This is a genomic window from Aquincola tertiaricarbonis, assembly GCF_023573145.1.
Taxonomy (GTDB): domain Bacteria; phylum Pseudomonadota; class Gammaproteobacteria; order Burkholderiales; family Burkholderiaceae_C; genus Aquincola; species Aquincola tertiaricarbonis_B.
On the sequence record NZ_CP097636.1, the window covers coordinates 1779717 to 1793224 of the forward strand.

Annotated in this window: 12 protein-coding genes and 1 pseudogene; 5 read left to right on the forward strand and 8 right to left on the reverse strand. The window is 66.9% G+C overall.

What is annotated here, in order from left to right:
* Positions 1–36: 36 nt before the first annotated feature.
* The 4 genes from MW290_RS22515 to MW290_RS22530 all read right to left on the reverse strand — a co-directional run bounded on the left by MW290_RS22515 (position 37) and on the right by MW290_RS22530 (position 3396).
* Positions 37–1818, reverse strand: coding sequence for a TRAP transporter large permease (locus tag MW290_RS22515; protein ID WP_250200088.1), 1782 nt, complete (start codon positions 1816–1818; stop codon positions 37–39).
* Positions 1818–2411 carry a TRAP transporter small permease subunit gene (locus MW290_RS22520; protein ID WP_250199889.1) on the reverse strand — a complete coding sequence of 198 codons (594 nt, stop codon included), beginning with the start codon at positions 2409–2411 and terminating at the stop codon, positions 1818–1820. Before MW290_RS22520 ends, MW290_RS22515 begins: the two co-directional genes overlap by 1 nt.
* A 183-nt stretch (positions 2412–2594) precedes the next feature.
* Positions 2595–2939: a protein tyrosine phosphatase family protein gene (locus MW290_RS22525; protein ID WP_250199890.1), complete on the reverse strand. Its 345-nt coding sequence runs from the start codon at positions 2937–2939 to the stop codon at positions 2595–2597.
* Positions 2940–2949: 10 nt separating this feature from the next.
* Positions 2950–3396, reverse strand: coding sequence for a GatB/YqeY domain-containing protein (locus MW290_RS22530; RefSeq protein ID WP_250199891.1), 447 nt, complete (start codon positions 3394–3396; stop codon positions 2950–2952).
* 598 nt (positions 3397–3994) lie between these two features.
* On the opposite strand from MW290_RS22530, the gene MW290_RS22535 reads away from it, so the two are divergent.
* Positions 3995–4906, forward strand: a complete 912-nt coding sequence (locus MW290_RS22535) for a tyrosine-type recombinase/integrase (protein ID WP_250199892.1) — start codon at positions 3995–3997, stop codon at positions 4904–4906.
* A gap of 2 nt (positions 4907–4908) precedes the next feature.
* Entirely contained in the window at positions 4909–6138 is a 1230-nt protein-coding gene (locus tag MW290_RS22540) for an IS91 family transposase (protein ID WP_250199893.1), read from the forward strand.
* Positions 6139–7564: 1426 nt separating this feature from the next.
* Here the strand turns inward: MW290_RS22540 and MW290_RS22545 are convergent.
* Positions 7565–8581: an IS110 family RNA-guided transposase gene (locus MW290_RS22545; RefSeq protein WP_250195741.1), complete on the reverse strand. Its 1017-nt coding sequence runs from the start codon at positions 8579–8581 to the stop codon at positions 7565–7567.
* A 181-nt stretch (positions 8582–8762) separates the two neighbouring features.
* Between MW290_RS22545 and MW290_RS22550 the strand changes: the two genes are divergently transcribed.
* A complete protein-coding gene (locus tag MW290_RS22550) occupies positions 8763–9416 on the forward strand; it encodes a DUF6680 family protein (protein WP_250199894.1) in 654 nt (217 codons plus the stop codon).
* Between the two features lie 246 nt (positions 9417–9662).
* Here the strand turns inward: MW290_RS22550 and MW290_RS22555 are convergent, their stop codons facing one another.
* A complete protein-coding gene (locus MW290_RS22555) occupies positions 9663–9842 on the reverse strand; it encodes a hypothetical protein (protein ID WP_250199895.1) in 180 nt (59 codons plus the stop codon).
* 75 nt (positions 9843–9917) lie between these two features.
* Here MW290_RS22555 and MW290_RS22560 point away from each other — a divergent pair.
* Positions 9918–10241, forward strand: a pseudogene (locus tag MW290_RS22560) (addiction module antidote protein).
* Positions 10242–10361: 120 nt separating this feature from the next.
* Here the strand turns inward: MW290_RS22560 and rpsU are convergent.
* Together rpsU and MW290_RS22570 are read right to left on the reverse strand one after the other, a co-directional pair.
* The gene (gene rpsU, locus MW290_RS22565) at positions 10362–10574 is read right to left on the reverse strand and encodes a 30S ribosomal protein S21 (protein WP_104301834.1); all 213 of its coding nucleotides are present in this window, start codon (positions 10572–10574) and stop codon (positions 10362–10364) included.
* Between the two features lie 121 nt (positions 10575–10695).
* Entirely contained in the window at positions 10696–11904 is a 1209-nt protein-coding gene (locus tag MW290_RS22570) for a BaiN/RdsA family NAD(P)/FAD-dependent oxidoreductase (protein WP_250199896.1), read from the reverse strand.
* Positions 11905–11927: 23 nt separating this feature from the next.
* Here MW290_RS22570 and trkA point away from each other — a divergent pair, with 23 nt between their 5' ends.
* Complete coding sequence (gene trkA, locus MW290_RS22575) at positions 11928–13379, forward strand: Trk system potassium transporter TrkA (protein WP_259373506.1); 1452 nt, start codon at positions 11928–11930, stop codon at positions 13377–13379.
* The last annotated feature ends 129 nt before the right edge of the window (positions 13380–13508 follow it).

The window sequence follows — 13508 nt, forward strand, 5'->3', positions numbered from 1 at the left end:
GACGCCGCAGCGGGGCCCCGCAGGGCCCCGTGCAGATCAAGGCTTGTTGGCCTTGTTCGCGTCTTCCTTGATGGCGTCCTGCAGCGCCTTCATCGGGTCTTCCTCGGCGGCCGGGGCGGGGGCCGGATCGGCCGAAGGCACGCTGCCACCCGCGTCCGGCACGGCCGGCACTTCCATCCCCGGGGCCGGGCTGGTGTCGGGCTCGGCCCCCGGCATCACCATCTCCTGCAGCGCCTTGTCGGCGTCGATGCCCGAGGCGGCTTCGGTGTCGTGGCCCACCAGGCCCGGGAAGGCGATGATCAGGCCCACCATCACCAGCTGGATGATCACGAAGGGCACGGCGCCCCAGTAGATCTCCGAGCTCTTGACCTTGGCGATCGGTTTCTTGGTCACGCGGTCGGTGTAGTCCTCGGTCGGCGCCACGCTGCGCAGGTAGAAGAGGGCGAAGCCGAACGGCGGGTGCATGAACGAGGTCTGCATGTTCACCGCCAGCAGCACGCCGAACCACACCAGGTCTATGCCCAGCTTGTCGGCCACCGGGGCCAGCAGCGGCACCACGATGAAGGACAGCTCGAAGAAGTCCAGGAAGAATGCCAGGAAGAACACCAGGATGTTCACCACGATCAGGAAGCCCAGCTGGCCGCCCGGCAGGCTGCTCAGCAGGTGCTCCACCCACTTCGGGCCGTCCACGCCCTGGAAGGCCAGGCCGAACACCGTGGCACCCAGCAGGATGAAGACCACGAAGCACGACAGCTTCATCGTCGTGTCCATCGCCTGGCGAAGCAGCGAGAGGTTCAGCCGCTTGCGCGCCAGCGCCATCAGCAGCGCGCCCACCGCGCCCATGGCGCCGCCTTCGGTGGGTGTGGCCACGCCCAGGAAGATGGTGCCCAGCACCAGGAAGATCAGCGCCAGCGGCGGAATGAGCACGAAGGTCACCCGTTCGGCCATGCGCGACAGCAGCTTCAGCCGCAGCAGGCGGTTGAGCACCGCCAGCGTGAAGGCCACGGCCACACCCACGCACATCGACAGCACGATGCGCTCGTCCGTCGCCGTGCCTTCCGGCCGGGTTTCGCCGAAGGCGATGCCGGCGGCCACTGCCAGCAGAAACACCACGAGCAGCGAGCGGTTGCCGCTGCTGCCGTCGTCTTCACGGATGGTGCGTGCTTCCAGCGGCAGCGCCGGGGCCCGGTTGGGATACAGGATGGTCATGACCAGCACGTACAGGATGTACATGCCCACCAGCGTGAAGCCGGGGATGAAGGCGCCCTTGTACAGGTCGCCCACGCTGCGGCCCAGCTGGTCGGCCAGGATGATCAGCACCAGCGAAGGCGGGATGATCTGCGCCAGCGTGCCCGAGGCGGCGATGACGCCGGTGGCCAGCCGCCGGTCGTAGCCGTAGCGCAGCATGATGGGCAGCGAGATCAGGCCCATGGAGATGACCGAAGCGGCCACCACGCCTGTGGTGGCGGCCAGCATCGCGCCCACCAGGATGACCGCATAGGCCAGGCCGCCGCGGATGGTGCCGAACAGCTGGCCGATGGTGTCCAGCAGGTCCTCGGCCATGCCCGAGCGTTCCAGGATCAGCCCCATGAAGGTGAAGAACGGGATCGCCAGCAGCGTCTCGTTCTGCATGGTGCCGAAGATGCGCAGCGGCAGTGCCTGCACCAGCGCGGCGGGCAGCAGGCCCATCTCGATGCCGATGAAGGCGAAGGTCAGGCCGCAGGCGGCCAGCGAGAAGGCCACCGAGAAGCCCATCAGCAGGAAGCAGATGAGCCCGGCGAACATGATGGGCGCCATGTTGGCGCCGATGAACTCCATCATGCGCGTGCTCCTTCTTCACGCAGGCGGATGGCTTCGGCCAGCTCTTCTTCCGGCGTCTTGGCCACCACCTTGCGGGTCGGGTCGTCGATCAGGCCCATCAGGAAGGCGATGCGTTTGATCAGCTCGGAAACCCCCTGCAGCCCAAGCAGCGCAAAGCCCACGGGCACCAGCGCGAACACCGGCCAGCGGATCAGGCCGCCGGCGTTGGACGACACCTCGCCCGAGACATAGGCACGGATCACCAGCGGCATCACCAGCTCGATGACGACGATGACGAACGGGAAAAGGAAGGCGACGATGCCGAAGATCTCGACCTTGATCTGGGTGCGCTTGCTGAAGCGGCCCAGGATGATGTCGATGCGCACATGCTCGCCGCGCAGCATGGTGTAGCCCGCGGCCAGCAGGAACACCGCCGAGAACAGGTACCACTGGATCTCGAGGAAGGCGTTGGAGCTGGTGCCGAACGCCTTTCGCACCACCGCATTGAGCGCGCTGATCACCACCGCCGCCAGCACCAGCCAGCTGACCCAGCGCCCCACGAATTCATTCAACCGGTCTATCCACCGGGATAACTTGAGCAAAGCGGACACACCACCTCCGGGAAAGTTCTTTCAGGTGTCAATGCAGGGTCGTGGCGGCCGCGCCGCGAGCCTGCATGAGCAAAGCGCGGACTGTATCCACCCGCGACGCAAAAACGCCCGCACGAGGCGGGCGCTTCAGGGAAAGCACGGATGCTGCGCCGCAATATCGCGTACGGCGCCGTCAGCCAGGCGTCAGCTTGACTGCAAGGCCTGCATGTACAGCCGGGTGGAGCGGGCGCCGCTGCGGCAGAAGGCCAGCAGCGGTCGCGGCAGTTCCTCCAGCAGCAGGGCGAACTGCGCGATCTCTTCCGGCGACTGGTAGCCGCCCTGCACCGGCAGGTAGCGGTATTCCAGACCGGCGGCGCGGGCCGCGGCCTCGATCTGGGCGCTGGTGGGCTGGTCAGGGCCGCCTTCATGGTCAGGGCGGTTGTTCACCACGCTGCGAAAGCCCGCAGCGGCCGCGTCGGCCATGGCCTCGGGCGTGAGTTGCGGGGCGACGCAGACGTCGGCGGCGATCTGGTTCAGGGGCAGGCTCATGGCACCGAGCTTACTGCGACAGCGCCTGCTTGACGGCGGCCGACACCGCCGCCATCTCGGCCTTGCCGGCCAGCTTGGCCTTGGCTGCGCCCATCACCTTGCCCATGTCGCCAGGGCCGCTGGCGCCCAGCTCGGCCACGATCGCGCGCACCTCGGCGGCCACCTCGTCGGCCGACAGCCGCGCCGGCAGGTAGGCCTGCAGCACCGCGATCTCGGCGTTCTCCTTGTCGGCCAGATCGGCACGGCCGGCCTGCTGGTAGGCCGCCACCGAGTCCTTGCGCTGCTTGATCAGCTTGTCGACCAAGGCCACGGCCTGCGCGTCGTCGACCGTGATGCGCTCATCCACTTCCTTTTGCTTGATGGCAGCCAGCAGCATGCGGATGGTGGACAGGCGCTCCGTCTCCTTGGCGCGCATGGCGGTCTTCATGTCGTCGGTGATGCGGTCTTTCAGGGTCATGGCGAATTCTCGGGGGCTGGTACAGCGGGGGTTGGTGGTGCATTGTCCCGCGGATCGTGGTGCTTCCGGGGGGCAGCGGGTTGGTTGCGTTGAAGCAAGGACGCTGACGGTGCGGAATCTGCTGGCCATGGCAGGGCGCGTCAGGTCGGGAAGGCTGGTGTCGGTTGGGCATGGAGACAGTGCAGAGCCGGTGTTGGCCCGGATGTGGTGTCGCACGACGGTATCGGGCGTGGGTGACCTCGCGCCGGATGCGCGGCGGTTGAGAGTTGATGCGTTTGGGCGAACTGTTGTCCGCGACGGTCATGCGGCCACCCGGCCAATTGACCACCTCTGCTGCGAGACTGCCTGTGACGGCGTCCGCCAGGCGACGAAGTTCAGCTGCAGGCGTATCCGTAGACGCCTGACAGGATGGTGGGCGTATTCGGTTACGCTGAGCGTTCTGCGCTTCAGATCACGTTGAACTAGACCGCTGACGCGGTAGTCACCCACCACGGCCGATGGGCTCATCGCACACGGCACCGCCGCTGGCTCTCGGGGCGAAGGCGGCGCACCCTTGATCGCGCAGGCATGTGCCTGCAGTCCGATCGAGGAGATGGTGATGACGCCCCTGAGACAACGCATGCTCGACGCGATGGTGCTGCGCGGCTTTGCTGAGCGCACGGTGCAGGCCTACATCCACGCGATGGCGGGCCTGGCGCGGCACTTCAACTGCAGCCCCGAGCTGCTGACGGCGCAGCAGGTGCAGGACTACATGCTGCACCTGCACCGCGACCGCAAGCTGTCGTTCTCCACGGTGAACCAGGCCGCCAGCGGGTTCAAGTTCCTCTACGGCACCGTGCTGGGCCTGGGCACCCGGCAGTTCGACATCCCCTACGCCCGGATGCCGCAGCAGGTGCCTGAACTGCTGTCGCGGGGTGAAGTGGCGATGCTGCTGGCCTGCGCGCCGCACGTCACCGCCGGCACTTTCCTGCGGCTGGCCTACGCCAGCGGGCTGCGGCTGAACGAGCTGTGCCACCTGCGCTGGGGCGACGTGCACGGCCAGGCCGACCGCATGTGCATCCACGTGCGCCAGGGCAAGGGCGGCAAGGGCCGGCTGGTGCCGCTGGCGTCCGACACGCTGGCCGTGCTGCAGCAGTGGCGGGCCCTGCAGCCGCGCGCTGCGCGCAGCGACGATGCGCCGGACTGGGTGTTCACCGCCCGTGCCGACCGCAGCAAGCCCATGCACGACCAGAGCCCGCAGCGCTGGTACCGCGCCGCGGCCAGCGCGGCGGGCATCACCAAGCACGGCGGGCTGCACACCCTGCGCCACTGCTATGCCACGCACCTGCTGGAGGCGGGCGTGGATGTGCACACGCTGCAGCAGTGGCTGGGCCACAACCACGTGCAGACCACCGCGCGCTACCTGCACCTGGTGCGCCCGGACGCGGCGGTGGGCGCACGCGGCGCCTCGCTGGCGCTGCTGCAGGCGCTGCCTCAGCCGCAACCGCAACCGCTGCCCGAGCCGGCCTGAGCGTGGCCACCACCCTGGCCGAGGTGCTGCGGCACTTCGGCCCCGCGCTGCTGGCGCAGCGGCAGGCCCAAGGCCGCGAGCTGACGCCCGGCCAGGCCCGCGCCTGGGCGGCCATCACCCGCTGCCGCACGCCGGCCCTGGGCGGGCAGATGCTGCGCTGCGACGACTGCGGCGCCGAGCAGTGGCGCTGGCATTCGTGCCGCAACCGCCACTGCCCGCAGTGCCAGACCCGCCAGCGCGAGGCCTGGCGCCGTGCGCGTGGGGCCGAACTGCTCAACGTGCCGTACTGCCACCTGGTCTTCACGCTGCCGCACGAGCTGAACCCGCTGGCAGCCGTGCGCCCGCGCTGGGTGTACGACACCCTGCTCGACACCGTGGCCAGCACGCTGAGCGCCTTCGCCGCCGACCCGAAGTGGCTGGGCGGCATCCCGGCCTTCACCCTGGTGCTGCACACCTGGTCGCAGGACCTGCGGCGCCACCTGCACGTGCATGCGCTCATGGCCTGCGGTGCGCTGAGCAGCAACGACCAAGGCCAGCCGGTCTGGCAGCCACCCCGACGCAGCCCGACCTTCTTGTTCCCGGTGCGGGCGTTGTCCCAGGTCTGGCGCGGGCGCTTCATCGACGCGCTGCAGCAGGCCGAGGCGGGCGGCCGGCTGCGTGACCCGCAGGGCAAGTCCCCGGAGCTGCCCCTGCAGGCGCTGCGCAGCAAGCCCTGGGTGGTCTACGCCAAGACACCGCTGGCCGGACCGGCGGCGGTGCTGGACTACCTGAGCCGCTACACCCACCGCACGGCCATCGGCAACGAACGCCTGCTGGGCATCCACGGCCACGACGTGCACTTCAGGACGCGCATCAACCGCAAGCACGGGCAAGACAACGCCGAAGACGGCGGTGCGCGCAGCCGCGTCACCAAACTGGGCGGGGCGCAGTTCATCGAACGGCTGCTGCAGCACGTGGTGCCGCGTGGTTTCAAGCGCATCCGCCACTATGGGCTGCTGTCACCGGCGGCCAAGACCGCGCGGCTGGACACCGCCCGGGCGGCACTGGGCATGCCGCAGGCCAACCCGGCCGTGGCCGAAGAGGTGGCGCAGTTCATGCGCCGCGTGGCGGGCTTCGATATCGCCGCCTGCACCCATTGCGGGCGCGGGTGCTGGCAGGCGGCGGGCTGCGTGGTGCCGATGCGGGCCGGATCAGCCGAGCCATGCGGCCCTGCGGCGCGGGGGCCGCCGTGAGCGGCTGCAGCAGAGTCATCGCCCCCAAGAGCGACGTCGCGCAGCGACGCCGCCGGGCGTGCTTGCGCCTGCCGCGCCGCACGCGGGCTGAGCACGGCTTTGACCGCCGCCAGCATCGGCCAGACAGCGGCCCCGCCCGGGACTTTGCAGGCGCGCTGCCGCTGTGCCGGCTTGCGCACGCCCACGCTGTGCGCCACAACACCATTGCCCACCCGCGGCGCTGAACTTACATTCCCCCTTCCACCGTCGGCGCAGCGGTCAAGTCCAACGAGGTTTATCTGCCGCGACCAGCACCGCGCCAATGGCCAGATTCGGCGGCGCGGCAGATAAACGCTTTTCGTTAGGCCACACAGGAAATACCGCGATGTACTTCGATCTTTCAGACACTGAAGCGAGCAGCTTTCTTGTACAAAGTCGATTCACATCAGTTGAAGGTGGAACCCGGCTCATTCGATTTACGGATTCAAGCCGCGGGCAGCAAGCGGCTCTAGGCGCGTTTGACAAACGCGCCGGGATCTACAAGTCCTATTGGCTTTACGCCAGCGAGGTCGAGGACATACTTGACCAAGTCGCGACAACTGGTCCGTCTGGATTGAAGGTGATTCAGGAGGTGAGTAACCGTTGGGCAATATGCGACGATTGGGGTAATTTGCAGCGGGCTTGGCTTTTAACTGTGCCGCCCGGTAAATCCATAGATTGCTACTGCGGGCCCGCAAAGTTTCAACCCAAAGTCTCAGCGCAAGCACAAAAGCGAACTGGCAAAGTGACTGAGAATTCCTATCCAGGTGGATCCATGCAGTTCGTTCTTGGTCTATCAGAAGCAAACCGGAAGTGGATAACGGGCCCGATACCTACCCTCCAAATATCAAGGAAAAAGTTGCAACCCAAAGGTGGGGCCTAACCATTCGCTCAACCGGACCCATTGCGGCATGCGGCCAAAGGCCCGTCATTTCATTCTGGGCCTTTAGCCACATACCGCAACGGTCCGATTAGCTCAAACTACAAGGGCTTCCCCGCCTGTCAAGCGAAACTGATCCGTTGAATCACGCCAGTGATTCAATCTGGGTCATACGGCTGAATAAAAGACTCCACCACGCGCTATTGCGGCGGGCGTTGATGCAGGATGCGCAGGGTGCGGACGGAAGAAACTACAAGCGGTCACTGTGCAGCACGGCATGCCGGCTGCGGACCCTGATGGAAGAAGCGCATGGGCGACCCATTCGTTAGCCGAGTTTGTCGGGCCATTGCTGGCGCGCCAGAGGCTCCTTGAGCTAAACGGTCACTGCCCATGCCGGGCCAACCTGTGCACATCAACGAGTGCCATCACGCAGTGGAGGAAACCGGGCTGCGGCTCAGGGCGGGGCCGCAGCAAACTGATGGGTGTAGGCCGGGGACTGGTGTCTGGGTGTCATGTCGGCGCCCCCGCTCAGGCCGCCAGCTTGAAGGCTTCGCCCTTGGTCAGCACCGCCCAGGCCAGGCGAGCGTTCTTCGCGGCGATGGCCACCACCGCCTTCCAGTAGCCGCGCCGCTGCTCGACGGCCAGCGCCCAGCGGCTGATGCCGTCGGTCTTGTTCTTCGCCGCGTTGAGCACTGCCCGAGCACCCATCACCAGCAAGCTGCGCAGGTACGGATCACCGGCCTTGGTGATGCGCCCCAGGCGCGCCTTGCCGCCGGAGCTGTACTGCCCCGGCACCAGCCCGATCCAGGCCGCAAACTGCCGTCCGCAACTGAACTCCGTGGCATTGCCCACCATGGCCACCAGCGCCGTGGCCGTGGCTTGGCCAATGCCCATCAACTGCATCAACTGCTGCGCGGGCGTGCTCTGCCGGGCCATGGCGTGCACATGCCGGTCGTACTGGGCAATGCGCTCGTCCAGGTGCGCCACCTCGCTGAGCAAGTCGCCGATGACCAGGTTGGCGTAGCCGGGCAGGTCCTCCAGGTGCTCGCGGGCCTGGCGGCGCACCACCTCGGCCTTCAGCGGCAGCACGATGCCGAACTCACAGAGCAGGCCGCGGATGCGGTTGATGCAGGCCGTGCGCTCGGTGACGAAGCCCTGCCGCGCGCGGTGCACCATCAGCTGTGCCTGCTGCTCCTCGGTCTTGATCGGAACGAAGCGCATGTTGGGTCGCTGCATCGCCTCGCAGATCGCAGCCGCGTCGGCCGCGTCGTTCTTGCCCCGCTTGCCGCTCATGCGGTAGGGCGTGACCAGCTTCGGCGCCATCAGGCGCACGGTGTGGCCGTGCGCCTGAAACTGCCGCGCCCAGTGGTGCGCTCCAGAGCACGCCTCCATACCGATGACACCCGGCGGCAGTGCAGCGATCAGCGCTTGCAGCTTGCTGCGCGCCACCTTCGGCTCACGCAGTTGCACCACCCCAGTGGCGTTCACGCCGTGCACCGCAAAGACGTTCTTCGCCAGATCGATACCCGTGGCAATAATGGTCATGGGCCTTCCCCTTCCAGGTGAGTTGATGAGAGTTCGCACTTCCCATCTTGGCGCCGTTACTCGACGCTTCGCACTGCGGATCACTCAAGGCGGGGAAGGCCCTTCCATTCGTTAGGCAGCACCAAACAAACAAGCTAACCTATTCGTAAAGCGCTATCGGGATTCCTAGGGAAGACTCTGAATGAACATGGACACCAAAGATTGGATTATTGTCTTTGCCACCCTGCTGGGCCCTATTCTGGCCGTTCAAGCGCAAAAGCGGCTTGAAGGCATACGCGAGCAAAAAGGTCGCAAAACGCGTGTATTCACGCAGCTAATGGCAACACGCGCCGCCCGCTTGAGTCCCGATCATGTGCAAGCGCTAAACATGATCGACTTGGTTTTCTATGGTGGCTTTATGTTCGGAATTCACCACAGGACCCGTAAAGAACAGGCCATCCTCGACGCATGGAAGGAGTACCACGACAACCTTGGCGAGGGAGCTGACCTCAACGAAGCGCAACAACAGGCCCACTATGCCAAGCGCGAAGAGCTCTTCCTAAACCTCCTTTATGCTATGGCCCAAGATGTTGGCTACACATTTGATCGCGTTCAACTCAAGCGGGGCGCCTACACACCAGTTGCCCATGAGGAGATTGAGGCTGACCAACGTATGCTTCGCAAGGCACTCATCCAAACAATGTCTGGCGAATCACCATTAAGCATGCGTGTCGTCCAAATGCCCGCGAACCCTGAACTCGCGGAAGAGTACCGCCGCAACATTGAGCGGATTGCAAATGCGCTTGAGGCAAATACAGATGAACCGACCCATCGCTTGCAACCACCTGCAGCCTAACTGGGCGGTCAAGCGGACGCCAACACCGGCCATGGCTTCGCCATTTTCATGGCCAGTGTTGGTGCCCTCCGCACCTTCGGTGCTCCGGCGCCGCTTACCTTGGGCGTTACCGTGAAAGCCCCACCCAGTAGCGACGAGCCGACGCCGGCCGACGTGCAGCATGGTTTGAGAAGCCGCTGGGCCCGACCTCAGGAATTCAGCGGCGGATCCCTGAGCGGCGCTGGCCGCTGGTGCGCTGGAGGCAAGTCACTTGCCGATGGCCTTAAGTTGCTTGATCCAGCGCGGCGCGTTCTTCTTCGCGCTCATGGCCGCGTAGTCGATGGCTTGGTCAATGTGCGGCTGGCGCCGACTGAGCAGGATGAAGATGAGCCGAATCATCTTGTGGGCCACCGCCACGATGGCTTTTTTGTGCGACTTGCGCACCATGAGGCTTTTGTACCTTGACGCCACCCAGTCCAAGGACATTGCCAAGGCCATCCGCTTGGCACGGGCATTTGGAGAATGAACATGGCCAGCACCACTCGCAAGTCCACCGCCAAGGTCAAGACCTCTTCGTACGACGTGGCTGAGCATCTGCGCACGCCAGAAGAGATGGCGGCCTATCTGGATGCCTGGTTGGAAGAAGCTCCCGATGACGTTTCCGGCATCGCGCGCGCCTTGGGGGACATTGCCCGTGCCAAGGGCATGAGCCAGGTCGCCAAGGAAGCAGGGCTGAGTCGCGAAAGCCTCTACCGTGCGCTCAGCTAAGGAGGCAACCCGAGCTTCGCCACGGTGCTCAAGGCCGCTCGCGCGCTCGGCGTTCGGCTGCACGCACAGCCGGCCTGAGCGCGTAAGCGGTGGTGTCGAGCCAGTCGTCCAGCCCCAGACGTAAAAAAACCCGCAATGGCGTCCCGTGCGGGTTTTTTTGTTGGCTGCCGGGGCAGCCAGAAGCTCAGTGCTGAAAGATCAGTACAGCTTCTTCGGCAGCTGCATGCTGCGAACGCGCTTGAAGTGGCGCTTGACGGCGGCGGCCTTCTTGCGCTTGCGTTCTGCGGTGGGCTTTTCGTAGAACTCGCGGGCGCGCAGCTCCGTCAGCAGGCCGAGCTTCTCGATGGTGCGCTTGAAGCGGCGCAGGGCCACATCGAAAGGCTCGTTCTCTTTGACGCGAATCGTGGTCATGTAGCGGTAAATCCTGGGTTTGTGCGCTCGGTGCCCGAAAGCCGTTGGTCCGGAATCGTCGATCGGATCGAGACGCGGGTTTGCAGCAAAGACTGCGAGTATACCGCGTTTCGCAGCTTTGTCACGTTCTTGCAGCCAGGGCCGTTGCACAGGCAGCTGCGCTGGCCCAGGCCCACTGGAAGTTGTAGCCGCCCAGCCAGCCGGTCACGTCCGTCACCTCGCCGATGAAGTGCAGCCCGGGCTGCAGCCGGCTCTCCATGGTCTGCTGGTTCAGCTCGCGGGTGTCCACGCCGCCGGCGGTCACTTCGGCCTTGCGCCAGCCTTCGCTGCCGTCGGGCTGCAGCTGCCAGCCGCCCAGGCTGGCGCCCAGCGCTTCCAGGTCGCGGTCGCGCGCCTGCGGCATCGGCAGGCTGGCGTCCAGGCCCTGGCGCTGCACCCAGGTGTCGGCCAGGCGCTGCGGCAGCTGCGCCGCCAGTTCGTTGCCCAGCTGCCGCTTGGAGCGGGCCTTGGCCGCCTTCAATTCGGTGGCCAGGTCGCGTCCCGGCGCCAGGTCGATGGTGATGGGCTCGCCCGGCCGCCAGTAGCTGGACACCTGCAGCACCGCCGGGCCGCTCAGGCCGCGGTGGGTGAACAGCAGGTCTTCCAGGAAGCGCGTGCGCTTCTTGCCGCTGCCGGCGTCGATCAGCACTTCCAGCGACAGGCCGGCCAGCGCCGCAAACGGCGCCCAATCCTGCGCGGGGAAGGTGAGGGGCACCAGCGCCGGTCGCGGCTCCACGATGCGGTGGCCGAACTGGCGCGCCAGCCGGTGGCCGAAGTCGGTGGCGCCGATCTTGGGAATCGACAGGCCGCCGGTGGCCACCACCAGCCGCGGCGCGCTCACGCTGCCGCGGTCGGTGTCCACCTCGTAGCCGGCGGCGCCGTGGCGCACCGCCCGCACCGCGCAGGGCTGCCAGCGCTCCACGCTGCCGGCCTCGCACTCGGCCAGCAGCATCTCGATGATGCGTTCGGAGCCCTGGTCGCAGAACAGCTGGCCGCGGTGCTTTTCATGAAAGCCGATGCCGTGGCGCTGCAGCAGCGCGATGAAGTCCTGCGGCGTGTAGCGCGCCAGCGCCGAGCGGCAGAAGTGCGGGTTGTCGGACAGGAACTGCGCCGGCGTGGTGTCGCGGTTGGTGAAGTTGCAGCGGCCCCCGCCCGAGATGCGGATCTTCTCGGCCACCTTGGCCGCATGGTCCAGCAGCAGCACGCGGGCGCCCATCTGGCCGGCCATGGCGGCGCAGTGCAGGCCGGCGGCGCCGGCCCCGAGGATGATCGCGTCGTAGGAATGCAGCATGGGCGCGGATCATAGGGGCGCGCCTGCGGCGGGGCGGCAGCGCAAACCTACACTGCCGCGCCATGAACATCCTGATCATCGGGGCAGGGCGGGTCGGCGAGAGCGTGGCCGAGAGCCTGGTCTCCGAACGCAACGACATCACCCTGGTGGACACCGACCCGCGGCGCCTGGCGGCGCTGCAGGACCGGCTCGACCTGCGCGGCGTGGCCGGCAACGGCATCCAGCCGTCGGTGCTGCGCGAAGCAGGCGCGCAGGACTGCGACATGCTGATCGCCTGCGCCGCGGCCGACGAAACCAACCTGGTGGCCTGCAAGGTGGCGCGTGAGCTGTTCCAGGTGCCGACGACGATCGCGCGGCTGCGCTCGCCCGAGTTCGAGCCCGGCTCACCGCTGCTGGCCCGCGGCACCGGCTTCGGCGTCGATGAGGTGATCTGCCCCGAGGCCTCGGTCACCCGCTACCTGCGCAAGCTGATCGACTACCCCGAGGCGCTGCAGGTGCTGGAGTTCGTCGGCGGCCTGGTAAGCCTGATCACCGTGCGCGCGGTGCGCGGCGGCGCGATGGTGCAGCACAGCCTGGCCGAGCTGCCGCAGTTGGTGCCCGGCGCCGACATGCGCATCGTGGCCCTCTACCGCGGCAATACCTCGGTACCGCTGGAAGGCAGCACCCGCATCGCCGCCGGCGACGAGGTGTTCGTGCTGGCGGCCACCGCCCATGTGCGCCAGGTGCTGGGCGCGCTGCGGCAGATGGACCGGCCCACCCGCCGCCTGATGATCGCCGGTGGTGGCCGCGTGGGCCTGCGGCTGGCGCGCGAGCTGGAGGGCAGCTGCGAGATCAAGCTGATCGAGGTGAACGCCGAGCGCTGCGATTACCTGGCCACCCAGCTGAAGGGCAGCACGCTGGTGCTGAACGGCGACTCCACCGACGAAGACCTGATGGAGGACGAGAACGTCCGCGACATGGACCTCTTCGCGGCGCTGACCAGCGACGACGAGGACAACATCATGGCCTGCCTGATGGCCAAGCGGCTGGGCGCGCGGCGGGTGCTGGCGCTGATCAACCGCCGCGCCTATGCCGACCTGGTGCAGGGCACGCAGATCGACATCGCGATCTCGCCTTCGCACACCGTGATCGGCGAGCTGCTCGCCCACATCCGCCGCGGCGACGTGGAGGCGGTGCACAGCCTGCGCCGCGGCACCGCCGAGGCGCTGGAGATCGTGGCCCGCGGCACGGCCCGCCAGTCCAAGGTGGTGGGCCGGCGGGTGGAGGAGATCGCGCTGCCGCGCGGCGCGCAGATCGGCGCGCTGGTGCGCGGCCTGGGGGCGGCGGACTCCGGGGCGCACACGGCGCCGCGCGTGATCATGGCCCACCACGACACGGTGATCGAGACCGACGACCACGTGATCGTGTTCCTGCCGCACAAGCGCATGGTGCGTGAGGTGGAGCGGCTGTTCCAGGTCGGCGCCACCTTCTTCTGACGATGCCGCGCCTTCATGACGAGCGCCGCGCCCGGCGCGCCGCGCGCTACCGCCGCAGCCGGCTGCTGCAGACCGCCTGGGGCAACACCGTGCTGCCGCTGTTGCCCATCGTGGGCTTCATCGTGCTGG

Excerpts from the sequence above, each read along its gene's own strand:
- MW290_RS22515 (WP_250200088.1), bottom strand. The coding sequence starts at position 1,818 with ATGGAGTTCATCGGCGCCAACATGGCGCCCATCATGTTCGCCGGGCTC.
- MW290_RS22525 (WP_250199890.1), bottom strand. The coding sequence starts at position 2,939 with ATGAGCCTGCCCCTGAACCAGATCGCCGCCGACGTCTGCGTCGCCCCG.
- MW290_RS22530 (WP_250199891.1), bottom strand. The coding sequence starts at position 3,396 with ATGACCCTGAAAGACCGCATCACCGACGACATGAAGACCGCCATGCGC.
- MW290_RS22535 (WP_250199892.1), top strand. The coding sequence starts at position 3,995 with ATGACGCCCCTGAGACAACGCATGCTCGACGCGATGGTGCTGCGCGGC.
- MW290_RS22545 (WP_250195741.1), bottom strand. The coding sequence starts at position 8,581 with ATGACCATTATTGCCACGGGTATCGATCTGGCGAAGAACGTCTTTGCG.
- MW290_RS22550 (WP_250199894.1), top strand. The coding sequence starts at position 8,763 with ATGAACATGGACACCAAAGATTGGATTATTGTCTTTGCCACCCTGCTG.
- MW290_RS22555 (WP_250199895.1), bottom strand. The coding sequence starts at position 9,842 with ATGGTGCGCAAGTCGCACAAAAAAGCCATCGTGGCGGTGGCCCACAAG.
- rpsU (WP_104301834.1), bottom strand. The coding sequence starts at position 10,574 with ATGACCACGATTCGCGTCAAAGAGAACGAGCCTTTCGATGTGGCCCTG.
- MW290_RS22570 (WP_250199896.1), bottom strand. The coding sequence starts at position 11,904 with ATGCTGCATTCCTACGACGCGATCATCCTCGGGGCCGGCGCCGCCGGC.